This is a genomic window from Streptomyces sp. NPDC002623 (genome assembly GCF_053592635.1).
Genome location: NZ_JBSFWB010000045.1, coordinates 40447 through 63874, shown reverse-complemented (window position 1 = coordinate 63874; position 23428 = coordinate 40447). Strand labels below are relative to the sequence as shown.

17 protein-coding genes and 2 pseudogenes are annotated in these 23428 nt (G+C 70.0%); 13 read left to right on the top strand and 6 right to left on the bottom strand.

All coding sequences use genetic code 11. The annotated features are described in order from the left end of the window. Window positions 1-458 precede the first annotated feature (458 nt). Window positions 459-746 (bottom strand): annotated as a pseudogene (locus ACWD4O_RS42755) (MarR family winged helix-turn-helix transcriptional regulator); the annotation flags it as partial. A 124-nt stretch (window positions 747-870) separates the two neighbouring features. On the opposite strand from ACWD4O_RS42755, the gene ACWD4O_RS42750 reads away from it, so the two are divergent. The 10 genes from ACWD4O_RS42750 (at window position 871) to ACWD4O_RS42705 (ending at window position 15019) form a co-directional block, all read left to right on the top strand. Continuing rightward, complete coding sequence (locus ACWD4O_RS42750) at window positions 871-1536, top strand: TetR/AcrR family transcriptional regulator (RefSeq protein WP_451288452.1); 666 nt, start codon at window positions 871-873, stop codon at window positions 1534-1536. Continuing rightward, window positions 1533-2402 carry an amidohydrolase family protein gene (locus ACWD4O_RS42745; RefSeq protein WP_451288451.1) on the top strand — a complete coding sequence of 290 codons (870 nt, stop codon included), beginning with the start codon at window positions 1533-1535 and terminating at the stop codon, window positions 2400-2402. The genes ACWD4O_RS42750 and ACWD4O_RS42745 overlap by 4 nt, the downstream gene beginning before the upstream one ends. Window positions 2403-2444: 42 nt before the next feature. Then, window positions 2445-4004, top strand: coding sequence for a class I adenylate-forming enzyme family protein (locus tag ACWD4O_RS42740; protein ID WP_451288450.1), 1560 nt, complete (start codon window positions 2445-2447; stop codon window positions 4002-4004). Window positions 4005-4165: 161 nt separating this feature from the next. Beyond that, complete coding sequence (locus ACWD4O_RS42735) at window positions 4166-5143, top strand: alpha/beta hydrolase (protein WP_451288449.1); 978 nt, start codon at window positions 4166-4168, stop codon at window positions 5141-5143. Beyond that, window positions 5140-6558, top strand: coding sequence for a flavin-containing monooxygenase (locus ACWD4O_RS42730; RefSeq protein ID WP_451288448.1), 1419 nt, complete (start codon window positions 5140-5142; stop codon window positions 6556-6558). The genes ACWD4O_RS42735 and ACWD4O_RS42730 overlap by 4 nt, the downstream gene beginning before the upstream one ends. A gap of 248 nt (window positions 6559-6806) precedes the next feature. Continuing rightward, a complete protein-coding gene (locus tag ACWD4O_RS42725; protein ID WP_451288447.1) occupies window positions 6807-7868 on the top strand; it encodes an alpha/beta hydrolase in 1062 nt (353 codons plus the stop codon). Beyond that, on the top strand, window positions 7865-9487 hold the full coding sequence (locus ACWD4O_RS42720; protein WP_451288446.1) for a CocE/NonD family hydrolase: 1623 nt from the start codon (window positions 7865-7867) through the stop codon (window positions 9485-9487). The genes ACWD4O_RS42725 and ACWD4O_RS42720 overlap by 4 nt, the downstream gene beginning before the upstream one ends. 189 nt (window positions 9488-9676) lie before the next feature. Next, window positions 9677-11938 (top strand): ATP-binding protein, encoded by a 2262-nt coding sequence (locus ACWD4O_RS42715; RefSeq protein ID WP_451288445.1) that lies wholly within the window; start codon window positions 9677-9679, stop codon window positions 11936-11938. A gap of 196 nt (window positions 11939-12134) precedes the next feature. Next, on the top strand, window positions 12135-13208 hold the full coding sequence (locus tag ACWD4O_RS42710; RefSeq protein ID WP_451288444.1) for a ribosome-inactivating family protein: 1074 nt from the start codon (window positions 12135-12137) through the stop codon (window positions 13206-13208). Window positions 13209-13285: 77 nt separating this feature from the next. Beyond that, window positions 13286-15019: a LamG domain-containing protein gene (locus tag ACWD4O_RS42705; protein ID WP_451288443.1), complete on the top strand. Its 1734-nt coding sequence runs from the start codon at window positions 13286-13288 to the stop codon at window positions 15017-15019. Window positions 15020-15077: 58 nt separating this feature from the next. Here the strand turns inward: ACWD4O_RS42705 and ACWD4O_RS42700 are convergent, their stop codons facing one another. After that, entirely contained in the window at window positions 15078-15293 is a 216-nt protein-coding gene (locus ACWD4O_RS42700; protein ID WP_451288442.1) for a hypothetical protein, read from the bottom strand. Between the two features lie 41 nt (window positions 15294-15334). On the opposite strand from ACWD4O_RS42700, the pseudogene ACWD4O_RS42695 reads away from it, so the two are divergent. Continuing rightward, window positions 15335-15541, top strand: a pseudogene (locus tag ACWD4O_RS42695) (oxidoreductase C-terminal domain-containing protein); the annotation flags it as partial. Between the two features lie 230 nt (window positions 15542-15771). Further along, window positions 15772-16158, top strand: a complete 387-nt coding sequence (locus tag ACWD4O_RS42690; protein WP_451288455.1) for a helix-turn-helix domain-containing protein — start codon at window positions 15772-15774, stop codon at window positions 16156-16158. A gap of 229 nt (window positions 16159-16387) precedes the next feature. Here the strand turns inward: ACWD4O_RS42690 and ACWD4O_RS42685 are convergent, their stop codons facing one another. From ACWD4O_RS42685 to ACWD4O_RS42670, 4 genes are all read right to left on the bottom strand, one after another. Further along, window positions 16388-18016 carry a CocE/NonD family hydrolase gene (locus tag ACWD4O_RS42685; protein ID WP_451288441.1) on the bottom strand — a complete coding sequence of 543 codons (1629 nt, stop codon included), beginning with the start codon at window positions 18014-18016 and terminating at the stop codon, window positions 16388-16390. Window positions 18017-18203: 187 nt separating this feature from the next. After that, entirely contained in the window at window positions 18204-19067 is an 864-nt protein-coding gene (locus ACWD4O_RS42680) for a mycofactocin-coupled SDR family oxidoreductase (RefSeq protein WP_451288440.1), read from the bottom strand. Window positions 19068-19107: 40 nt separating this feature from the next. After that, entirely contained in the window at window positions 19108-20199 is a 1092-nt protein-coding gene (locus ACWD4O_RS42675) for an LLM class flavin-dependent oxidoreductase (RefSeq protein WP_451288439.1), read from the bottom strand. 60 nt (window positions 20200-20259) lie between these two features. Beyond that, on the bottom strand, window positions 20260-21570 hold the full coding sequence (locus ACWD4O_RS42670; RefSeq protein WP_451288438.1) for an aspartate aminotransferase family protein: 1311 nt from the start codon (window positions 21568-21570) through the stop codon (window positions 20260-20262). A gap of 287 nt (window positions 21571-21857) precedes the next feature. On the opposite strand from ACWD4O_RS42670, the gene ACWD4O_RS42665 reads away from it, so the two are divergent. Next, window positions 21858-23378: an APC family permease gene (locus ACWD4O_RS42665; RefSeq protein WP_451288437.1), complete on the top strand. Its 1521-nt coding sequence runs from the start codon at window positions 21858-21860 to the stop codon at window positions 23376-23378. The last annotated feature ends 50 nt before the right edge of the window (window positions 23379-23428 follow it).

Below are 23428 nucleotides of genomic sequence, written 5' to 3'. Positions count from 1 at the left end.
CGGAGACCCGTTTCGAGCTGGAACTGGCCCTGCGGGCCGGCGCGACCTCCGGGCCGCCCCGCGAGAACCCCCGGCCGGCGCCGGCACCCGTCCGCCCTTCGGTCTCGCCCCTGCGTCAGACCGGAGCCTGACCCCCGTTGCTCGCTTCCTGGCAGAACCGACTTCCGGAAGTGGGCCAGTAGCGCCTCGCGCGCCTCCCGCCCGGCGGGGCCGACCGCCAAGGCGGTCCAGTACCACCTGACACACGTCTACGCCCAGTTCGACATCCGTTCCCGCAGCGAACTCGCCGCGCAGTTCCGCGAGGGCGCACGACATGGGGGAGCGGCTCCGGGGTGGGGCCATGGTCGCGCTCGGCCCCGGGGGATCTGAACGCCACCAGTGGTTCCGGCACCCACCTGGCTGTATGCCGGCCACCGTCAACAGTGATCCCGCTCCGGCTCATCGGGCTGCGTACCGGTTCACCCGCCAAGCGTCTCCGCCATCCGGTCCAGGTCGGCGAGAAGGACGGAGAGGGGTTCGGGCGGCAGGGTGTCGGTCATCCGCCGGTCGATGGCGTAGACGACGGAGCGTGCCGCGGTGAGGCGGTGGTGGCCCACCTCGGTGAGGTGGGCGGGCAGGGCGCGGCCGTGGTCGGTGGTGGCCGGGCGGGTGATCAGGCCGGCGTCCTGCAGGCCGCGCAGGACGACGTTCATGGACTGCCGGGTGACGAAGCTGCCGCGGGCCGGTTCGGCGTTGGACAGCCCGGGATCGAGGGGCGGCTTCCCTGTGGCCGACCCGGTCGGTCGGCATTTTCCGGGGGACTCTTGACGCGTCGTGAACGGCGGCTTAAATTCGACCCGATCGATCGATCGATCGGTATCGAGGAGAGCGATGACAACCGAGACCAACATCCGTGACGCCGCCGTCCGTCTGTTCGCGGCGAAGGGATTCGCGGGTACGGGAATTCGCGATCTCGCCCGCGACGTCGGTATCACCACCTCGACGCTCTACCACTACGTCGGGACCAAGGACGACCTGCTCCGCGACATCATGCTCCGGGGCCTGGGCAGCCTGCTCGAACGCGGCGGGACGGCGGTCGCGGACTCCGACGACCCGGCGGTCCAGCTCGCCTCCCTGGTGCGGATGCACACGACGGTGCACGCCCTCAGCCCGCTCACCTGCGCGGTCGTCGACGGCGAGGTGCGGTCACTGCCGACCGAGGTGCGCAAGGACGTCGTCGCACTCCGGGACCGCTACGAGGAGGTCTGGCAGTCGGTGCTCGAGGCAGGCCGGCAGACCGGGATCTTCACCCTCGACGACCCGCACCTCACGCGCCTGCATCTGCTGGACCTGTGCACCGGGGTGATGCGCTGGTACCGCCCGGACGGCGAGCGCTCGCTCGACAGCATCGTCGATCACGTGGTCGACATGTCTCTGCTCATAGTCGGAGCACGCCGGGGGAGCCGGAGGCTGAGGGTGGCCGACCTCCCGCCGGCCGCGCCGACGGAACCCGCGTCTCTCGACGAGGTGGCCGACCGCCGAAGGAGTGTTTCATGATCATCGATGCGCGTGTGCGCCTCCCCCAGGACAGGCGCCCCCACCAGGACGTCCCGCCGCCCGAGGGGCTGGTCGCCGGGTACCAGGCGGCCCTCGGCGTCGTCGATACCGCGTTCGCCGGTGTCGACGAACTGCTGGCGGAGCTGAAGCTCGCCGACGCGTGCGCGGTGGTGCACGCGGAGTACGAGTGGGGTGACCCGGCGGACGCCCTCAACGAGGCGGTCGCCGACCTCGTGGCCGAGCACCCCGAGCGGCTGACCGGCGTCGGCACGGTCTCCCAGCAGCGGATGGAGGTGCCCCGGGCGCTGCGTCAGCTCGACCGGATCGCCGAACTCGGGCTCGTGGGCGTGAGCGTCCAACCGGCCTTCTTCGACATGGCGATCGACGACCGGCGGCTGTACCCGGTCTACGCCAAGGCACTCGAACTCGGCCTGATCGTCTTCATCCACACCGGCATCAACTACTCGCGCGCGCACGAGATGGCGGGGGAGCGGCCCCTGCTGCTCGACCGCGTCCTGGTCGACCTGCCGGACCTGAAACTGGTCGCCGGTCACGCCAGCTGGCCGTGGACCGCGGAACTCGCCGCCGTCGCCCGCCGCCACCCCAATCTCCTGCTCGACTTCGGCGGCCTCGCACCGCGCTACCTCACCCACCCCGGTGCGGGCTGGCAGCCGTTGAGTCATCTGATCGACAACGTGCTGCGCAGCCAGGTCCTGTTCGCCAGCGACTGGCCCGTGCAACCGATCGCGAAGGGCGCCGACGAGTGGCGCGCCAGCGGTCTGCGCGAGAAGACGGTCGAGGCGGCCCTCTCGGGGAACGCCCAGCGGCTCGGCCTCGCCCCCCGCCACGTCGACACCGCCGTCTGAGCCGGGCTTCTCGGCGGGAACACCGAAGGAGGCCTCACCCGCATGACCCCTCGACACCCGCGGCTGGACCGCATCGACGCCTACACCGCCCATGGCGCAGTGACCCATCCCCAGCGCCCGGCGCTCGTCTCGGAGGACGGCTCGCAGCTCACGTACTCCCAGCTGAGCGCCCAGGTCGACAGCTGGGCCCGCGCCCTGCTCCACGCCGGTGTCGCACCCGGCGACCGGGTGGCCGCCCTGGGGAACTCGCGCACCGACGTGCTGGTCACGTTCCTCGCGGCATCGGGCATCGGCGCCGTCTGGCTCGGGCTCAACCCCAAGTACACCCTGGACGAGCTGCGCTATGTCGTCGGTGACGCCGAGCCCGTCCTCCTGCTGGGTCTGACCGAGGACCCCGACCAGTGGGAGAAGCTCCGGTCGCTGGAGGCCGGGGCGGAGTCCGTGCGCGCGCTGGTCGAGCCGGGGAACCCTGGCTTCCTGGCCGCCGGGGACGAGATCCCGTACGAGCAACTCGCCGAGGTCCGGGCGGCCGTACGACGGGACGAACCGGCGGCGCTGGTGTACACGAGCGGCTCCACGGGGGCACCCAAGGGGGCCCTGATCACTCACGCCGGGCTCATCGACTGCGCCCTCGTGATGGACGAGCAGTGGAACACCGACACCCCGCCCCGCGTCCACAACGCGTTCCCGATCAACCACGTGGCATGGCTCGGCGACGTGGCGTGCTCCGTGCTCGTCGCGGGCGGGACCGTGTACCCCGCGGAGCAGTACAACCCCGGTGCGATGCTGCGCACGGTCGCCGAGCACCGGCTGACCCACATCGTCGGCGTACCGACGATGCTGCTGTACGCGATCCAGACACCGGAGTGGTCGACCTGCGATCTGACCAGTGTCGAGCGGATCGTGTTCAGCGGCGCGGCGGCGCCGGCCGAGCTGGTGCGCACGCTGCGGCAGGTGGCACCGGTGAGCACCTGCTTCGGGATGACCGAGACCACGGGATCGGTCACCTACAGCCAGGCCGGCGACACGGCGGAGACCCTGGCCACGACGATCGGACGACCGGTACCGGAGTTCGAGATCCGGGTGGTCACCGAGGACGGGAAGGACGCTGCCGAGGACGAACCGGGCGAGCTGCGTGTGCGCTCCCACACGAACTTCGCCGGCTACCTGGGCCGCCCCGAGGCCACCCGCGAGGCCTTCGACGAACAGGGCTTCCTGCGCACGGGTGACCAGGCGGTCCGTCTCGCCGACGGCAATCTCCGACTGGTCGGACGGCTGCGCGAGATGTTCAAGTCCGGGGGCTACAACGTCTACCCGCGCGAGATCGAGGAGGCGCTGGAGGCACATCCGGAGGTCGTCCAGGCAGCGGTGGTCGGCGTCGCCGATCCCGTCTACGGCGAGGTCGGCGTCGGGTACGTCGTCGGTGACGTCGACCTCGATCAGCTGCGCGAGTTCGCCGCCGGACGGCTCGCGAACTACAAGGTCCCCAAGCGACTGCGGCACCTCGACGATCTCCCCAGGCTGCCCGTCGGGAAGGTCGACAAGCTGACGCTGGGCCGCTGGGCCGCGGACGAACGGGCCGCGGAGACAGCGGACGGGTGACGACCTCTCCCACCACCGAGTCCTGACTTCCTCCGCGGGCGGCACGCACCGCGGCCGGCCAGGCGTTGTGACCGCCTGGCCGGCCGCCGCCCCACCAAAGCCGGAGCCGACGGGCCCCTCCACCAAGTTCACCAAGCCGTACCGGCCTTGGAGGTCCTTCCATGAGTACCGAGATCCATCAGTTCCCCGCCGGTGACGGCACGTGCACCGGCCAACTGCACCGCCCCCCGGCCGACACACCCCGGACCGGATCGGGCACACCCTGCGTCATCCTCGGGCACGCGTTCGGCGGAACCCGTTCCTCCGGACTCGACACGTTCGCCGCCGCGTTCGCCGTGGCGGGATTCGCGGCCCTCGCCTTCGACTACCGGGGATTCGGGGCGAGCCCCGGGGAACCCCGGGGCGAGCTCGTGGTGGGGCGGCAGCTCGACGACTACCGGGCGGCCATCGCGTACGCGCGCACCCTGCCGGGCATCGATCCCGACCGCATCGTGGTGTGGGGCCTCGCCATGTCCGGTGGGTACGTGGTCAGACTGGCGGCGGAGGACCAGCGGCTCGCCGGGGCCATCGCCCTCACCCCGGCCACGGACGAACTGGCCGCCGCGCTCGTGCAGATGCGCCGCGGGGGCGCCACCGGCTACTCCCTGCGCACCAACGCGCTGGTGTGGGCCGACATCGTCGCCGCACGTATCGGCCGACGGCGCGTGCGCGTGCCGATCGTCGGCGAACCCGATCAGATCGCCGTCTTCACCGCTCCGGGGGCGGCGAAGGTCTTCCGCGAGGTCGCGGGCCCGGACTGGACGAACAGTGTGCCGGCCGCCGCGCTGGTGGGGGTCTGTCTGCAGCGGCCCGCGCGGTTCGCGAAGCGGATCACCGCCCCGGTGCTCTTCCAGATCGCCGACGAGGACCAGACCGCCCCTCCCGGGCCCGCGGTCCGCACCGCGAGCAGGGCCAGGGCGCAGGTCCACCACTACCCGTGCGATCACTTCGACGTCTATCCGGGCGGCCCGTGGCACGCGAAGGTGCTCCGCGACCAGATCGCCTTCCTCACCCGGCGCTTCGGGCCGGACACCGAAGCCCACCAGCCGTCCCCGGCCACGGGCGGGAACACCCGTCCGGGGACGAGGAGCGCATCATGACGAACCGCCCCACCACCGCGATCATCGGGGCCGGGGTCAGCGGTCTGACCGCCGGCAAGAACCTCGCCGACTACGACATCCCGTACGAGTGCTTCGAGACCTCCGACCGGATCGGCGGCAACTGGGCCTTCGGGAACCCCAACGGGCACTCCAGCGCCTACCGGTCGCTCCACATCGACACCTCGAAGGAGCGCGTCTCCTTCCGGGACTTTCCCATCCCCGGCCACTTTCCCGACTTCCCGCACCACACCCAGATCCACCAGTACCTGGAGGACTACGCCGCCCACTTCGGGCTCAAGGAGCGCATCCATTTCCAGAACGGTGTCGTCCACGCCGAGCATCTCGACGGCGGTGGCTGGGAGCTGGAGACCCAGGACGGGAAGCTCCGGAGGTTCGACGCCCTCGTGGTGGGCAACGGCCACCACTGGGACCCGCGGTATCCCGACTTCCCCGGCACGTTCGACGGGGAGACGATCCACTCCCACCACTACATCGAGCCCACCGCTCCGCTCGACCTCCGCGACAAGCGGGTCCTGGTCGTCGGCATCGGCAACAGCGCCGCCGACGTCGTCAGCGAGATCTCCCAGAAGATCTTCCGCAACGACGTGATCCTGTCGACCCGGTCCGGCGCCTGGGTCATGCCCAAATACGTCTTCGGGCGGCCGATCGACCAGATCGCGCCGACCCTCCCCGGCATCCCGCTCGCCTGGCAGCGCAAGGCTCTCCGTTACGCGCCGCGCCTCATCGCCGGAAAGCCGGAACGCTACGGGCTCCCGACGCCCGACCACCACTTCCTGGAGGCGCACGCGACGCTCTCCAACGACCTGCTCGCGCGGCTCGGCGCGGGCGACGCCCGGGTCAAGCCGGACGTCGAGCGCCTCGACGGCGACACCGTGCACTTCGTCGACGGCACCAGCGCGCAGATCGACGTGATCATCTACGCGACCGGGTACAACATCAGCTTCCCCTTCTTCGACCCGGAGTTCCTCAGCGCCCCCGGCAACAAACTGCCGCTCTACAAGCGGATGTTGAAGCCGGGATTGGACGACCTCGTCTTCGTCGGCTTCGGGCAGGCGCTGCCCACGCTGTTCCCGTTCATCGAGAGCCAGGTGCGACTCCTCGCCCGCTATCTCGCGGGGACCTACCGCCCGCCGGTCGTCGAGGAGATGGAACGGGTGATCACCGCCGACGCCCAGTTGTACGGCGGCAGCTTCTCCGACAAGCCCCGGCACACCCAGCAGATCGACTACTACCACTACGAGCGGCAGATGCGGACGTGTGAGCTTCCCCGGGGCCGGCGCCGCGCGGAGAAGCACGGACCGGTCGAGCTGGTGGGCCGCGCGCTTGCACAGCCCGCGACGGATCGGAAGCCTGTCGGCCTCGGCACGGGTCCGCAGGAGGCCGGCGTCTCATGAGGACCGTGAGCCGTCACGGCGGGGCCGGGGGTACCTGATCGGCTGCTGACGGGCTTCGGTACGAGCGGGGGGACAGCGCAGGTGGAAGGGCGTGGGCGCGACGGCGCCCGGGCCATATCCGTGAGGTCGTCGCCGGCATCCGGCGACGACCGTTCACACCGCGTCCGGCCCTTGGCGGCGTAGCTGCCAGGGGCTCGGTGGTCCGCGGGCATCAGCCAACCTTCTGACCTCTGAACGGAGCATTCCAGGTGACCGAGACCAGCACCACGAGTCCGCCCGGTCTGGCGCGACCCATCGAAGCGGGCGCGCTCCGCACGCTGTTGGGCCTGCCGCGACCGATGTTGCGAGTCATCGCGGGCCGCCCCGTCGTCATCGACGACAACACGCTCGACGTGGACATCCAGGTCATCCTGCGGCTCCAGAAGCTGGCGGGCGGCGCCGCGGAGCGGCCTTCGCTCGAAGAGCGGCGCCGCAGTATGCGCGCGGAGATGGAGACCGTGGGCGGACGGCAGCCGATAGGCAGTACCCGCGATCTCTCGGTGGACGGCGCCGAGGGCCCGTTGCCGGCCCGGCTCTACGTCCCCCGGGCATCGCCAGGCTCCGACGACGGACTCCTCGTCTTCTTCCACGGCGGCGGGTGGGCGCTGGGGGACCTGGAGGCGTACGACCCGCTGTGCCGGTTCCTCGCCGAGCAGTCCGGCGTACGCGTGCTCTCGGTGGACTACCGTCTCGCCCCCGAGCATCCGTATCCGGCCGGGCCGAACGACGCCTGGGCCGCGCTGCGATGGGCCCATGAACACGCCGCCGAACTCGGAGCGAACCCCGCGCGCGTCGCGGTCGGCGGGGACTCCGCCGGCGGGTCGCTCGCGGCGCTCACCGCGATCCGCGCCGCCGAGGAAGGCCTCCCGCTGCGGCTGCAACTGCTGATCTACCCGGCCACCCGGATCGGTGACTCCGGCCCCAGCCGCAAGTCCTTCGGCGACGGCTACATGCTGGACAAGGAGGAGCAGACCTTCCTGGAGACGCAGTACCTCGGCGGCCAGGACCTCCGTGACCCCGGGCACTCCGTGGGCTTTCGCACGGCGTTCCCGGAGGGCCTCGCCCCGGCGGTCATCGCCATCGCCGGGTTCGACCCGCTCCGGGACGAGGAGAACGACTACGCCGAACTGCTCCGGTCGGCGGGCCACACGGTGGCCGAACGGTTCTACCCGGGGCTCGTCCACGGCTTCGCCAACATCATCGGCTGCGGCCGGTCCTGCCGGACCGCGGTCGAGCAGCTCGCCGCCGACCTGAGATCAGGGGTGTCATGATGCGCCGTAGAACGTCCATCCTGGTCGGCGCGCTGCTGCTGGTGGGTTCCCTGGGCGCGGTCCCGGCCGCCGCCGAGACCGAGAGCGACCAGCTGAGCGGTACGCCCGCGTACTGGAGCTATGACCGCCCGGCCGAGTACGACGCGATCACCACGCATGTGACGGTCCCGACCCGGGACTCCGGGGTGAACCTCGGCTGCGACCTGTACCGGCCAGGGCATGGCGTCACCCCGGCGTCGGGACGCTTCCCCGGCATCGTCGCCGAGTACACCCCGTACTACGCGTTCCGCGGCATCCTCTTCTCGCTGCAGGGCAGATACTTCGCGCAGCGGGGCTACAACGTGATCGTCTGCAACATCCGCGGGACCGGCGACTCGAGTGGCACCTGGACGCAGATCAACTCGCCCGAAGAGACGAGGGACAACTACGACCTGATCGAGTGGTTCGCCGCTCAGTCCTGGTCGGACGGGAGAATAGGGCAGCAGGGCGAGAGCTACGGAGGATTCACCTCCTACCGAGTGGCGGCCCTGCAACCACCGCACCTGGTCGCCATCGCCCCGCAACAGGCCCAGGACAACTTCTACTCCGACAACCCCTACCCCGGTGGTATCTGGGCGACGCCGGGGGCGACCGTTGCCGGTGCACTCAACGGCTGGCCGCTGGACGCGCAGCTCTACAGCGGCTTGCGCATCAACTCCGCACGGGAATGGGCGTTGTGGAAGTCGCACCCGAACCAGGACGACTTCTGGGACCAGATCGCCGTCAGTACCAAGTACGACGACATCAAGGTGCCCATCCTGGCCGCCGGCGGATGGCAGGACATGTACTTCCAGAAGTCGATGATCGCGAACTACGAAGCGCTGAAGTCCCATACCTGGATGACGTACGGCCCGTGGAAGCACACCTACCTCTATGACTACCAGGGGTGTACGCCCCTGACATGTGCGTCGCACGACGCGATCCCGCCCGGCGCGCTGCTGGCCTGGTGGGATCACTGGCTGAAGGAGGACTCCTCGGCGCCCCTCCCGGAGTCGCGGTTCACCACCTACGAAGGGCCGGTCGGCACGGGGTCGGGCTGGCAGCAACTGGCCGACTGGCCGCCCGCCGATGTCCGGGACGAGCGCCTCTATCTCAACGTCGGGGGCCGTTTGGCAGCGACGGAGGGGGCTGCGGGTGAGGTGTCGTACAACCAGTCCGGCTCGATCCTGTTCCCGAACACCTCGGTGTCGTTCACGTCGACGGCCATGACGTCGGACAAGGTGCTCGCCGGTTCGGTGCGCCTGCATCTGATGGCGAAGCTGAGCGCCAGGAACGCGAACTTCTATGCACAGGTCATCGATGTCGGCCCCGACGGTTCCGAGACCCGGATGAGCCAGGGGTTCCTGCTGGCGAGCCACCGGTTGTCGGACCGGTCCCCGAACACGATCACCCCGGGAGTGCAGACCGCCTTCGACTTCGAGGTGTGGCCCGAGCACTGGCGCGTCGAGGCCGGACACCGCGTCCGGCTGACCATCTCCGGCGGGAACCCGCTGGTACTGAGCCCGCAGAGCCCGGTCACGGTCACCCTCGCGACGCGAAGCTCGTACGCGGACTTCCCGTTCCGCGGCGCCGCGACTTAGTACGCCCCTCCGCGACCCGGGATGTGCTCTGGGCCGCCTCACAGAGCGGCCCCCAGCAGCCGGCACGGGCACCCCTTCTCATCCCTCGTGCTAGACCGTCCGCTGCCGGAATAGACTGGTTTGATCGCTGTCCAGGCCGCTTGGACAGCGATACGAGCCACACCCGGGGGCGGTCGGGAGGCGAGAGTCGTGACCACCGAGGCGTCGCGGGCGGGCAACCTGCCCGCGTCGTTCGCCAGCTTCGTCGGCCGTCGGTCGGACGTCGCCGGGGTCTGCGGTCTGCTGCGGACGGCGCGGTTGGTCACGCTCACCGGGTCCGGCGGGATCGGCAAGACCCGCCTCGCACTGGAGGTCGCCGCCGACTCGGCGAAGACCTTCCCGGACGGGGCGTGGCTGGTGGACCTGGCCCCGGTGCGGGAGCCGTCGGTGGTGGCGGGCGTGGCCGCGTCGGCGCTGGGCGTTCCGGACCTGGGCCCCCGCCCCGGCCTGGAGCAACTCGCCGGGTTCCTGGCCGAGCGGCGGGCGCTGATGGTGCTGGACAACTGCGAGCACCTGGCCGGTGCCTGCGCCGAGCTGGCGAAGACCCTGCTCTCGGCCGCGCCCGAGCTGCACATCCTGGCGACCAGCCGCCACACGCTGGGGATCACGGGCGAGCATGTCTTCGCCGTCTCCCCGCTGCCGCCCGAGGATGCGGCCGACCTGCTGCGGGACCGGGCCGCCGCGGTCCGGTCCGGCTTCCAGGTCGGCGACGCGAACCGGGCCGAGGTCACCCGCCTGTGCGCCGAACTGGACGGGCTGCCGCTCGCGATCGAGCTGGCCGCGTCCCGGCTGCGCTCACTCACCGTGAAGCAGGTCGTCGACCGGCTGGAGGACCTCTTCGGCCTGCTCACGAGCGGCAGCCCGACCGCGCTGCCCCACCAGCGCACGCTCCACGGGGCCATCGGCTGGAGCTATGAGCTGTGCGAACCGGCCGAGCGCCTGCTGTGGAACAGACTGTCGGTCTTCGCCGGCGGGTTCGCGCTGGACGCGGTCGAGGGCGTCTGTGCGGGAGACGGCATCGAGGAGGACCAGGTGCTGGACCTCCTGGACCGTCTGGTCGTCCAGTCCGTCGTCCTGACCACCGAGACCGAGGGTGCGCTGCGCTACCGGCTGCTGGAGACCATCCGGCAGTACGGGCGGGAGCGGCTTGCCGCCTCCGGGGAGGAGGAGAGGCTGCTGGACCGGCATCGCGCCTTCTTCCTCACCCTGGCCCGGGGCATCGCCGAGGGCTGGTACGGCCCCACCCAGGTGGAGGACCTGACCCGGCTGCGGGTCGAGCACACCAACCTGCTGGCGGCCCTGGACCGCGACACCGACTCCCAGGCCAGGCTGGAGCTGGTCGACGCGCTGCAGCTGCACTGGTGCGTCGGTGGATTCCTCACCGAGGGACGCCGGCAGCTGGACCGCGCGCTGGCCGGGGCACCCGAGCCCACCGTGGTGCGGGCCCGGGCGCTCGTCACCGCCGTCTGGGTGGCGCAGTCACAGGGCGATCTGGTGGCGGCCGACCGGTGGCTGGACGAGGCCGAAGGTCTCGGCGAGCAGGTGGGCGACCCGGTGGTGCTGGCCTTCATGCGCGGCTTCCGTGGCCTGTCGGCGGAGTTCCGGGGACGGTCGCAGGACGCCGTCACCCGGTACAAGGAGGCGTGGACCGATCTGGCGGCGCTCGGCGAGGCGGAGGCGACCTCCTGGCTGCTCGTACTGGCATGTTCCCAGGCCTACGCCGGGGACCCCGGCGCGGTGAAGACCTGCCGGCAGGTGATCGAGGCCTTCGAAGCGAGCGGGGAACGGTGGGGACGCGCGCTGGTCCTGACGGCACTGGGCCACAACGCCTGGGAACGCGGGGACCGGGAGTCGGCCAAGGCGCTGGCCAGGTACGCACTGCAGTGCATGTCGGGGTTCAACGACTACACGATGGTCGCGCGGACACTGGAACTGCTCGCCTGGGCCACCGCCTCCGGGGGCGGTCATGAGTGGTCGGCGCGGCTGCTGGGTGCCGCCGACGCACTGTGGAAGTACGTCGGCACCGCCATCTCCGCGTTCGGCCCGCACATGGCCGGACACCACGCACGCTGCGAGAAGGCGGTCGTGGACGCTCTGGGGCTGGGTGCGTACGCGCAGGCACTTGCGGAGGGTGGCCGTCACGACAGCCCCGGCCGGGCCATTCGGTACGCTCTGGACCCCGTGCACGAGTCGACGGCGTCCATCGCCGCGGGGCCGCTCTCGCCGCGGGAGCGGGAAGTCGCCGCGCTGGTCGCCAAGGGCCTGACCAACCGGCAGATCGCCTCGACGCTCAAGGTGTCGCGGCGGACCGCCGACCGGCACGTGCAGAACATTCTGGGCAAGCTCGGCTTCGGCTCCCGGGCCCAGATCGCGTCCTGGTGGTCCACGACCCAGGTACCCACTGTCCCGTAGCTCGGTACCCACTGCTGTGCCGTACCCGTACCCATTGCCCGGCTTCGGCTACCCACTGGCCAGGCCCCCCTCGGTACAAGTGCGTATCGCGCCGCCGCCGACCGCGCGGCAATGCTCCCTCCACCGACATCCGCCGCGACGGCCTCGCACACCGCGGGGTCGTCCAGCGTGAACGTAGCGCTGTGAAGGGAAAGACATGCGAAGAAAGACTGCGGACGGGACGCTGCGCGCCCGTGCGGTGACCGCCCTCGGCCGTGGCCCGGCCTCGCCGGCCGTCTCGGCCCCGGCGAGCGGGTCCGCAAGCCTTGTCTCCGGGACCGTCGCCAGGCCCCGCCGGACAAGAATCGCCATCCTCGCCGCCATCGTCCTGGCGCTGGTTGCCACGCTGGTCGGCCCCATCGGCGGCGCGCAGCCCGCGCTCGCCAATGACAACAACCCGATGTTCAAGATCGGGGACGACGACGGCTACGACTACGTCAACTTCATCAACACCCTCCGCGCACGCGTCAACGACGGGCAGACCAGCCTGGTGCCCGGCGCGGGCACCGCGTTCCAGGTGAACCACACCGACACGCGGCTGTTTCCCGGTAGTTCCAGCTGGCCCCAGGGGCGCGACGCGCACGACGCGTATGTGCAGGTGGACGTCCGGATGTGGGGCAACGCGAACTTCGTGCGTCTTCAGCTGCGGCGCGCGGACCTGTACATCCTGGGCTGGTGGGACCGGCACAACGTCTACCACTACATGGGCAACCGCACGGTCCCGCAGGCGGAGCGCGAGCGCATGGACAGCGGCAACATGCGCAACGCCAGCAGTACCGCGCGTACTTCGTTCGACGAGAACTACGTCGGCATGCAGACCGCGGCCAACGAGCTCCGCTCGTACATGGCGATCAGCCGCGACACCATCAGCAGCGCGGCCTGGTACCTCTACGACTCGAACAACAACCAGAACATGGCACGCGGAGTGCTGAGGATGACCCAGTGGGTCTCGGAAGCCGCCCGGCAGCGCCCCCTGCGGGACAGCATCGCCACGGTCATGGGCAACAACGGGGTCTACCGCATCGACCCGGGATTCGTCTCGCAGGAGAACAACTGGGGCACGCTGAGCGTCCGCTTCAACTGGCTCCTCGGATTCCCCCAGGGCCACCGCGACCCTCAGCCCCTCACCGCCTACCGACGGGACGCGTGGGGCAACGCCGTCTCGATCGTCCTCTACACGGCGATCCAGTACGCGCAGTACGTCATGGGCACATCGAAGGGCCGCGGCTGACCTCCCGCGGCCTCGGTGCCCGCGAGCACCGCGGCCCTCGAAACGGACAGCAACGTACTGCCTCGAAAGGAAACACCATGCGAAGAAGAACTCCGGCCGGCACGGTGCGCGCAGCCGCCCCCGGCCTGTTCCCGGCGCGACGGCGGATCTCCGTCGCGGCCCTCTCCGCGGCGCTGGTCGCCGGTACGGCGCTGATGACCGCCGCCCCCGCCCAGGCCGACATCACCGACGGCCTGATCCTGCGCTACAAGCTGGACGAGACCTCCGGCACCGTCGCCCACGACTCCTCGGGCAACGGACGCGACGGCATCGTCAACGGCACCACCGGCTGGGCCGGCGAGGGGATGGCCTTCAACGGCTCCAACACCTACGTCAAGGCGCCGGACAACATCATGACCGGGCTCGACTCGATCTCCGTCGACTTCGACGTGTGGATCGATCCGACCATGGGCAAGCCGTACTTCTTCTACGGGTTCGGGAACACCAGCGGCAGCAGCGGCTATCTGTTCACCACCGGCAACACCTTCCGGACCTCGCTGTCGCTGACCGACTACACCGCCAAGCAGGACATCCAGCCGTCGAGCGGCACCTACCAGCTGGCGCGCGGCATGTGGAAGCACGTGACCTACACGCAGACCAGCACCACCGGCACCCTCTACGAGAACGGCGTGGAGAAGGCCCGCAAGACCGATGTGAGCATCACCCCGGGCTCCATCGGCAACGGGACCACGACCGCCGACTACCTCGGCCGCTCCCTCTACTCCAACGACCTGTACTTCAAGGGCCGGATGCGGGACTTCCGTGTCTACGACCGGGCGTTGGACGCCGCCGAGGTGCGGACCAGGGCCAACGCGACCGAGGAGGAGTGGGCGCAGGTGAAGGCCCTGGCCTCCTACAACCAGGCCATCGCGGTCTTCCAGGACCCCGAGATCGGCCCCGTCCTCATCTTCCCCGAGGACTACGCGGGCGACATCGACGACCTGCTGACCCCGCCGGACTGGACCGACGAGTACGGGCAGACCCCCACGTCCTGGCCCACGCCCACGACCGCGAAGAGCCCGCAGTTCACGGCCGCCGACATCGCCACCATCGAGGACGCGGTCATGACGGCGGTGCAGCCGACGGACGGCGGCGGTACCAACTACCGGCTCGACATCTCCTACGACGGAATGAGCGACCGGGTGGTGGCGCGGACCGACGCTCCGTCATCGGTCACCGATTCCCTGGTCTCCGAGTACGAGGACAAGCTGGTGGTCGAGAGCGACGCCGCGGCGTCCGGCCAGTGCGCCCCGCACGAGACCGCCGTCGCCAAGTCACTGGCCACGACCGCGACGCCGACGGGCGGCGCCGACGACGTCACCACGGAAGTGCAGTGGAAGCAGGTCCAGGCCCTGGCCGACTACAACTGCGCGCTCACCGCGTTCGACGACCCCGAGATCGGCCCCGTCCTCATCTTCCCCGAGGACTGCAGCGGTGACATCGACGACCTCCAGACCCCGCCGGACTGGACCGACGAGGACGGGCAGGTCCCGGACTCCTGGCCCACCCCCACCACCGCCAAGAGCCCCCAGTTCACCCTTGCCGAGATCCAGGACATCCAGACGGACGCCGTCGAGGAGATCGCGGGTGCCAGCACCGAGACCACCAACCACAGCGTCTCTGTCCGCTACGACGGAATGAGCGACCGGGTGGTGGTGGAAACCGACGCCCCCGCATCGGTCACCGACCCGCTGCTCACCGCCCACCCGAGCCAGGTCGTGATCAAGCCGGCGGTCGCACCGACCTACACCGACGACCAGCCGGAGCAGTGACCGACCCGCCGGCTCCCGAAAGGGGGCCGGCTCCAGGGCGGAAACGATGTGCGTCCGGTCAGGAAGCTCCGAGTTGGAGCCGCCGGCTCACCTCGATCACCGCGTTGCCGTGATCCGCCTCGACCTCGATCTCGAGGACGGTGCACACCCGGCCGAACGACCAGTAGTAACCGGTCACCTGCATCACCTCGACGATCTCCCGAGGGGACAGCCGCTCCTTGACCGGTGCGAACACCTCGTCCGGGACCGTCGGGCCGGCCACCACCGCGGCCACGAAGCGGGTGAGGGCGCGATCGTCCGCCGAGAGCGCACGCGGCGCCCGAACGGTTTCTCGCCTTCTGGCTCCGCGGGAACCACCTCGTGGCCGTGGGCGGTCTCGACGAGGCGAAGACGGTCCGGGCCGCCAAGGCCGTCCTCGACGCGGGTGCGCCGGTGTCGGCCGAAGTGCTCGCCGATCCGTCCACGGACCTGCGCGCGTTGTCACGGCTACTCGCGCGGCAGGCGCTCTCGTCAGCTGGTTAGGACATGTCCGAGCTTGTGAAATCGGGGGCGGTACAGATGGCGGCAACTGGCGAAATCATCGACGGCTTCTCTCGCCAGTGCGGTGATCAAGGGTGTGGCAGACTCGTCGACATGGGTGAGGCCGGTTCACGAGAGACGAAGCGGGCGACGCGTTCGAAGGGCCGTGAGAAGCAGCGCGTCAAGGATTCTGCGGCGACGCGCGACGGCATACTCCGCACGGCTTCACGACGATCGCCGAACGGGGCTTCGCCCATGTGACGCTCCAGGAGATCGCGGACGACGCGGGTGTCGCACCGGCGCTGGTCAACCGGTACTTCGTCTCCAAGCGCGCGCTGTTCGAGCTGGTGGCGGCCCGGGCTCGCACGGCCTGGTCATGGGACCGGGCTTCTTTCCGCCGCGAGCTGGAGACCAGGATTCGGGAGCCCTTCCAGGGCATGCTCGCGGACGACGCCGAGTCCGAGGCCAAGATTGGCCTGCCCGAGTCCCTCATCATGGGCTTCGGTCTTTTCGGGACCGGAGTGCTCGTGGGAAAGGAGAACGACGAGCGCTTCGTCGGGGACGACGCGATCGTCAGACGTCGGCTCGCCCGCATGATCAAGGCTTGCCTGGACGATTGACCGAGGAAGAGTTCGGGGCGTCTTCAGCTGCGGATCGGCGCCGGCACCGGTCGCGACCACCTCTATGACCAGCGGAGGATGAGCGTGTCGGTCACGGACGTTCGGCGGGAGCCCACGTACGCGATGGCCGAGGGACCGGACCGGCTGCTCATCGAGAGCTTCCAGCCGGATCCGGCACTCGTTCCACCGGAACTGCGTCAGTACTTCGGCCTGGACGGCTCATCCCGCTTCACGGGGTCTGCCGCACCGGCAGCACGATCGCCGACGGGCGGGCCGGGTCGTGGAAGACCTGCTGGTCGGCCGCGCGGAGGGTGGTGGCTGTGGCAGTGGGCTCACCGGTGCCCAGGTTGCGGTTGTAGCGGGGGAAGGCACCGCTGGAGACCTGGACGCGGATGCGGTGGCCGCTCTTGAAGCGGTAGGCCGTCGGCCACAGTTGCACCGTCGCACACACCGTGTCGTCGGCGTCGGTGAGGCTGAGCAAGCCGTCGCAGACGTTCCTGGAGCGACCCTTCTCGTCCACGTCGCACAGGCGGACGAACACATCGGCGTACGGCAGGCTGGAGCGGAAGAAGATCTCCGCGCTCACCTCGCCGATCACCTCCACGTCCTTGTCCAGGACGGGAGTCGTATAGGTCAGTACGTCCGGCCGGGCCTCGAGCTTGGAGTTGTCCACACGGCCGTACTTCTGGAGGGTCCACATGCGTACGCCGCCGACCGCGGGGGTGGGGTCGGCCGGGTCGTAGCGGTAGCCGTCCGCAGCCGACTCGGTGGGCAGGTCGGTGCCGAGGGCGCCGCCGGGCTGGAGGTGGAGGCGCTGCGGCGCGTATCCAGGGGGCGGCCAGTCGGGGAAGTCGCGCCACTTCTCCTCACCCATCACGAACAGACGCACGGGAGCGCGCTCCGGCGGCTGTTCGCCCCGCGCGAGGGCCAAACCGAACTGCAGCGCCTCGCGGGTGGCCAGCCCGTCCATCGCCGGCGCCCAGTGCGCCCAGGGGCCGATCGTGACCCGGTGCGGGGTGGACTGTCCGGTCTCCCGCAGGGTCTTGAAGTCGCGCAGCTGGTTCGGCAGGAACAGGTCGTACCAGCCGCCGACCAGGCTCGCCGGCACGGTAATGTCGGGGACCTTGTCGACGTGGTCGGCCGGCTGCCAGAACGGGGCGTCGCCGTCGTGGGCGAGAACGTTCTGGATGTAGTCGTTGCGGTGGCCCAGCAGGCCGACGTCGGACTGGTTCAGCGGCAGGGTGCGCATGGCGCGCAGGATCTCCCGCTCCTCGAACGCGTTGCGCACGTTGGCGAACCGGCGTTCCTGCCGTTCGACCTGGACCCCCCAGGTGAACGGGGTCTCCAGGGAGAAGCCTTCCTTGCGGTTGAACTGCATGGTGAAGGTGGCGTTGGACACCACCGGAACCATGGCCTTGACCTGGGGCGGCGCGGCGTCGGCCACCGACCACTGCGTGTAGCCGACGTAGCTGGCGCCGACCAGGACGATCGACTCACCGAACCAGGGCTGCTTGACCACCCAGTCCAGGGTGTCCAGACCGTCCTCGCGCTCGCACAGGAAGGGGTTGAACGGGCCGTCGGAGCCGAAGGTGGCGCGCGTGCTCACGATCACCGCCTGGAAGCCGCGCTCGACCAGCGGCTTGGCCGCTCCCAGGGCGAGCGTGCCCGCTCGGCCGTACGGAGTACGGATCAGTGCCACCGGCAGAGCGTCACCGCCGGACTTGGGACCCCAGCGATCGGCAAGGAGGACAGCCCCGTCCCGCAGAGGCACGCGTAGGTCGCGCTCGACAGTCAGGTCCCGGGTCTTCGGCGGAGGGAGTTTCTGGAGGTATTGGGTGAAGTGACTGTTGAGGTTCATGGGGGGAGACCTTGTCGTTCGAGGTGGTGCGCGGTGGTTCGGGTCGGGCGACTGTGGGGCGTGGAGCGAGGTGAGAGGGCAGGCGGAGGGCGAGACCCTCCGGAACGACGGGAGTCGACGGAATCCGTGTCGCCGATGAGGCAGATTGTCACGGTCACGCCCGATCCGCCTGCGTAGAACCGTCAGATCACACTTCGGGACGGACCGGGTTCATGTTGAGCCGGGGGAGCAGCGCGTGCCCGGCGTCCACCGGAATAGAGGCACCCGTGACGACAGAGGCGAGGTCGGAGTTGAGGTACGCCGCCGTGTTCGCACAGACCTCGGGATCGAGCATCCCGTGGGGCAGAGCGTTGTAGTAATAGCCCGCCGGGTCCACGTGGTCGAGGGTGCCCTCGCCCTCGTGACCGGCGAACATGTCGAGCATCGCCGGAAACTCGACCATGGCGGACCGGATCGCGCCGGGCTTGATGGCGTTACACCGGATGCCGTGCTTCGCGCCCTCGATGCCGACGCTCTTCATCAGGCCGAGCACACCGTGCTTGGTGGTCGTGTAGTGGGAGTGCAACTCCGCCGCGTCCACGCCGTTGGTCGAGGAGGTCATCACGATCGAACCGGAGCGCTGCTCGATCATGTGCGGCAGCACCGCCTTGACCGACCGCCACACACCGGTCAGGTTCACGTCGAGCATGTCCTGCCACTGCTGGTCGGTGAGCTCGTGCACCAGACCCAGGCTGACGATGCCGGCGTTGGCGATCAGGGCGTCGATCTTGCCGAACTCGGCGATGCCCCGGGCGACGGCGTCGTCGAGAGCCTGCTGAGAGCGCACGTCGGCGACCAGGCCGAGCGCACGCCGACCCTGCTTCTCGACCAGCCCGACCGTCTCGGCCAGGTCCTCCTTGGTGCCCAGCCCGTACGGCACCGTTGCGATGTCCGCGTCGATGTCCGTGACGATGACGTCCGCGCCCTCACGCGCCGACACCACGGCGTGCGCGCGCCCCTGAGCGCGTCCCGCGCCGGTGATCAGTACGACCTTGCCGTCCAGCAGACCCATGACAGTTCCCTTCGTCGTTGCGGTCGTTGTTCCGTGGTGGTCAGATCGGGGAGGTCAGCTCGCCGACGCGCGCCGTCAGCGCCGGGGCGACCTCGGTGCCCAGCAGTTCCAGGTGCCTGCGGAAGCCCTCGGGGTCGGCGTGACAGTCGTAGTTCTGGACGAGCAACGTGCCGTAGCCACCGCACCGCTCGTATTCGGCGGCCAGCTTGTCCACGACCGTCTCGGGGGAACCGACGATCCAGGCCCCGTGGATGAGGAACTCGGGAGTGATGTCCTCCGCCGAGAACCCCTCGGGCAACGACGCCAGGATCGCGTTCATGTGGTAGGGGATGACCCATTCCTCCAGCGGTCGGCGGATCCCCGTCGACAGGGCCAGCTCCAGGGCCTTCTCGTCGGTGTCGGCCACGATGACGTCGCGCAGCACCCGCCAGTCCCGGCGGTCTGCGACCAGCCCCGTGCTCGCTGCGCCCTCGGAGTAGACCTCCCAGTGCCCGGCCAGGAACTCGTCGTTGAACGCGATGCTGATCGGGATGTCGCCCCGGGTGCCGGCCTGCCGCAGTGTCGACGACCTCGGCGAGAACACGGGGACGGCCACGCGCGGGCCGCCCTCCTGGTAGGGCGTCCAGTGGTTCCCGAGCAGCAGCGGGTTGTCCATGGGGGGCACGTCGACGGAGAAGTACTTGCCCTCGATCTTCAGGCCCTCGCCCTTGTTCTTCCAGATGGCCCGGATCAGTTCCTGGCCCTCCTCCAGCATTTCGCGGTTCTGCGCGGCCAGGTCGGTGCCGAACAGCCGGGCGTCCGCCTCGTAGGCCCCGGCGCCGAAGCCGGCGATGAGCCGCCCGCGCGTGATGTGGTCCAGCGACATCAGCCGGTACGCGAGCGCCACGGGGTTGTGGTACGGCAGCAGGTTCGCGGCCGTCCCCAGCCGCAGCCGCGAGGTCTCCCGGGCGGCGGCGGCGACGTGCAGCTCGGGTGCGGGCCAGCGCTCCCAGCCCACGGCGAAGTGCTCGGCGAACCACGCCTCGGCGATCCCGTACTCCTCCGCCCAGCGAATGGTCTGCATGTCCCAGTCGAATCCGTCGGCCGGGCTGGTGTCGGGGAGCTGGTACGCGTAGAACATGCCGATGTCCATCGGGACCTCCTGATGTTTCTTCGGGATGGGGAAGGGCGTGGGGGGAAAGACCGCGGGTGGTCAGACCGCGGTGGCGTGGGGTACGGCGGGGGAGCCGACCTCGGCGAACACGTCGGCGAAGGCGGCGACGGTCTCGGAGACCTCCGCGGCGCCGTGTGCGGTGGACAGGAAGAGGCGTCCGCTGGGGAGCAGGTAGATGCCGCGGGCGAGCATCGCCGGGGCGACAAGGTCGTTCCACCAGCGCCAGTCGGCCGCGAAGTAGTCGTCGGGTCCTGTCATCGCGGACAGCCCGGGTGCGGCGAGGACGGTCGCGCCGAGATGGTGGACCGCGAGGGTGTGACCGGCGTCCGCTGCGGCGGCCCGTACGCCGTCCGCGAGGGCCTGGGCCGTCTCCCCGATCCGTGGGTACACCCCGTCCTCGCTCAGTACGTCCAGCGTGACCTCGACCGTCGCAGTGGACAGCGGGTTGCCGTTGAACGTGCCCGAGTGCATGACCCCCTGGGTCACCAGGTCGATCACGTCCGCCCGGCCCGCCACGGCCGCGGCTCCCAGGCCGCTGCCGATGGCCTTTCCGTACGCGGCGAGGTCGGGGGCGACGCCGAACCGGCCCGCCGCGCCGGCGAGTCCCAGCCGCAGGCCGGAGACGACCTCGTCGTAGACCAGCAGCGCGCCGTGCTCGTCGCACAGGCGCCGAAGGCCCTCCAGGTACCCCGGGGCGGGTGCCACGCATCCGGTGTTGGACGAGGTCGGGTCGACCAGTACCGCGGCGATCCGGCCCGGCTCGACGGTGAAGAGGGTCTCGGCGACGGACAGGTCGTTGTAGAGCGCGACCCGCAGGTCCTGCACGGAGGACGCGGGCTGCCCCTTCGAGTGGGGGACCGGGGCCCCGCCCTTGCCGTAGTCGCGGCAGCTGGCGAGGACGGTGTCGTGCCAGCCGTGGTACCCGCCGCCGATCTTGACGACGATGTCCCGGCCGGTGCGGGCACGGGCCAGCCGCAGCGAGATCTGGACGGCCTCGGTGCCGGTGTTGGTCCACAGCAGCCGGTCCGCCCAGCCGATCGCGGTCAGCAGTTTCTCGGCGGCCCGGATCTCGTGCCGGTTGCCGCCGCCGAAGAGCACTCCCCGCTCCAGCTGGGCCTGGATCACCTCGGTGACCCGGGGGTGGACGTGTCCGAGGAGGAGCGGACCCCAGCCGAGGGCGTAGTCGACGTAGCCGTTGCCCTCGATGTCGACCAGCCGCGCGCCGCGTCCGGACTCGAAGTAGATCTGGTGGGGCCGCGAGGAGCCGCGCACGCTGGAGGCGAGGCCACCGCCGATAGTCCGGCGCGCGCGTTCGAACTCCGCCTTCGAGGCGCTCCACTGCGATGCCATGCCTCTTCCTCTCGTACGCCGGTCCTCGTGTTCCCGACTGTGGCACCGCGCGACGAGCGCTCATCGGGCGCGAGTGCCAGGCCGTAGGAGGAGGGCGTCATGCCTGGAGACACGGGAAACGTGGCCGTCAGGTGAGCACGTCACGGCGACCCGATCGTGTGGCGCTCCGGTCCAATCGCGCGCCGCTCCTGGTACCCACACTTCCGCTTACCGGGTGTTGCCTCCCCCAGGGCCCATCCGTCCCGCGCGGCTCCCAGCTCCCCGCTCTCGAAAACGGAGAAAAGGCCATGGACGGAAGTACCTCCCGCAGTACCACGACACCAGAACGGTCCGCCGACACGGAATCAGCGGACGCTCCTCGCCTGGAGGGCAACCTCGGCACGGCGGGCCTGGTCCTCACAGCTCTCGCGTTCAACGCGCCGCTGGCGATGATGGCCGCGTTCATTCCCCTGATGATCGGCATGGGCATCGGAGCCGGCACACCCCTGGTCTATGCGGCCGTGGCGGGGCTGATGCTCCTCTTCGCCACCGGCGTGGTCACCATGGCGCGCCACATGGACAAGCCCGGTGCCTTCTACACCTACGTCACCGCCGGCATCGGCCGGGTGGCCGGGCTCGGCGCAGGCTTCGTCGCCCTGTTCTGCTACATCGTGATAGCGGCCGGGTCCTTCGTCCTCTCCGGCCTCATGACCAGCGAACTGGTCCACGCCCTGCACGGTCCCGGCGTGCCCTGGTGGGCCTGGTCGATCGTGTCCTGGTCGATCTGTTCGGCTCTGAGCCTGTTCAACATCGACATCTCGACGCGGGTGCTGGGCGTCTGTCTGGTGATCGAGGTCGTCATCGTGTCGGTGTGGGATGTCGCGGTCTTCGCCGACGGCGGGCCGCAGGGCCTCGGCCTCGACTTCACCGCGCAGCTCGGGACGGGGTCGATGGGCTTCGCGTTGCTGTGGGGCGTCGCCTGCCTGATGGGATTCGAGTCGATCCAGGTGTTCCGGGCCGAGACGCGGGACCCCGACCGCACCGTCCCGCGCGCCACCTATCTCACGGTCATCGTGCTCGCCGGGTTCTACATGGTCGGATCATGGGCCTATCTGGCCGCCTTCGGTACCGACGCGGCCGTCGCGACCGCGCTCAACCCGACGACCAGCTTCCTGGGCAGCCTTGAGCAGTACACGAGCGTCGTCATGCGTGACCTCGCGAACATCCTGCTCGTGAGCAGTGGCATCGCCGCCCTGCTCGCCATGCTGAACATCTCGTCCCGCTACGGCTTCTCCCTCGCCCGCGACCGAGTGCTGCCCGCCTCGCTGGCGCGCGTCCACCCTCGCCACCACGCACCGACCCGGGCCGCGGCGATGGTGTCGGGTGTGGTCTTCGTGCTGATGCTCGTGCCCGCGGTCCTGCGGCTGGACCCGGTGACGGTCTACGCCTCGATGATCGGCCTGGGGAACTGGGGGGTCCTGGGGCTCCTGGTGGCGACCTCGCTGTCGGTCGTCCTGTACTTCCGACGCAATCCGGGCCTTGTGAGCTCCCGGTGGAAGACGGTGGTCGCCCCACTGCTGGCCATGATCGGTCTGCTGGTCGTGTTCTACCAGGCCACCGTCAACCGGGACACCCTCATGGGGGGCAACATGACCGTCGCGACGGCCGCCATCGGTGTGGTCGTCGCGCTCGCGCTGGGCGGCCTGCTCTACGCCCGTTGGCTGCGGACACACCGGCCCGAGGTCTACGCACGGATCGGCGACCAGCACATCGGTGAAGGGCCGGCGCCGGTCCCGTCCACCGCGGGTGACACCGCGGATGTGCGGTAACACATCGGCTCGTGGTCCCAGCTGCTGCCCGGACGCCGGATCCCACCGGC

Coding starts and splice junctions, on each gene's coding strand:
- ACWD4O_RS42750 (WP_451288452.1), top strand. CDS start 871: ATGACAACCGAGACCAACATCCGTGACGCCGCCGTCCGTCTGTTCGCG.
- ACWD4O_RS42745 (WP_451288451.1), top strand. CDS start 1,533: ATGATCATCGATGCGCGTGTGCGCCTCCCCCAGGACAGGCGCCCCCAC.
- ACWD4O_RS42740 (WP_451288450.1), top strand. CDS start 2,445: ATGACCCCTCGACACCCGCGGCTGGACCGCATCGACGCCTACACCGCC.
- ACWD4O_RS42735 (WP_451288449.1), top strand. CDS start 4,166: ATGAGTACCGAGATCCATCAGTTCCCCGCCGGTGACGGCACGTGCACC.
- ACWD4O_RS42730 (WP_451288448.1), top strand. CDS start 5,140: ATGACGAACCGCCCCACCACCGCGATCATCGGGGCCGGGGTCAGCGGT.
- ACWD4O_RS42720 (WP_451288446.1), top strand. CDS start 7,865: ATGATGCGCCGTAGAACGTCCATCCTGGTCGGCGCGCTGCTGCTGGTG.
- ACWD4O_RS42710 (WP_451288444.1), top strand. CDS start 12,135: ATGCGAAGAAAGACTGCGGACGGGACGCTGCGCGCCCGTGCGGTGACC.
- ACWD4O_RS42705 (WP_451288443.1), top strand. CDS start 13,286: ATGCGAAGAAGAACTCCGGCCGGCACGGTGCGCGCAGCCGCCCCCGGC.
- ACWD4O_RS42685 (WP_451288441.1), bottom strand. CDS start 18,016: ATGAACCTCAACAGTCACTTCACCCAATACCTCCAGAAACTCCCTCCG.
- ACWD4O_RS42680 (WP_451288440.1), bottom strand. CDS start 19,067: ATGGGTCTGCTGGACGGCAAGGTCGTACTGATCACCGGCGCGGGACGC.
- ACWD4O_RS42675 (WP_451288439.1), bottom strand. CDS start 20,199: ATGGACATCGGCATGTTCTACGCGTACCAGCTCCCCGACACCAGCCCG.
- ACWD4O_RS42670 (WP_451288438.1), bottom strand. CDS start 21,570: ATGGCATCGCAGTGGAGCGCCTCGAAGGCGGAGTTCGAACGCGCGCGC.
- ACWD4O_RS42665 (WP_451288437.1), top strand. CDS start 21,858: ATGGACGGAAGTACCTCCCGCAGTACCACGACACCAGAACGGTCCGCC.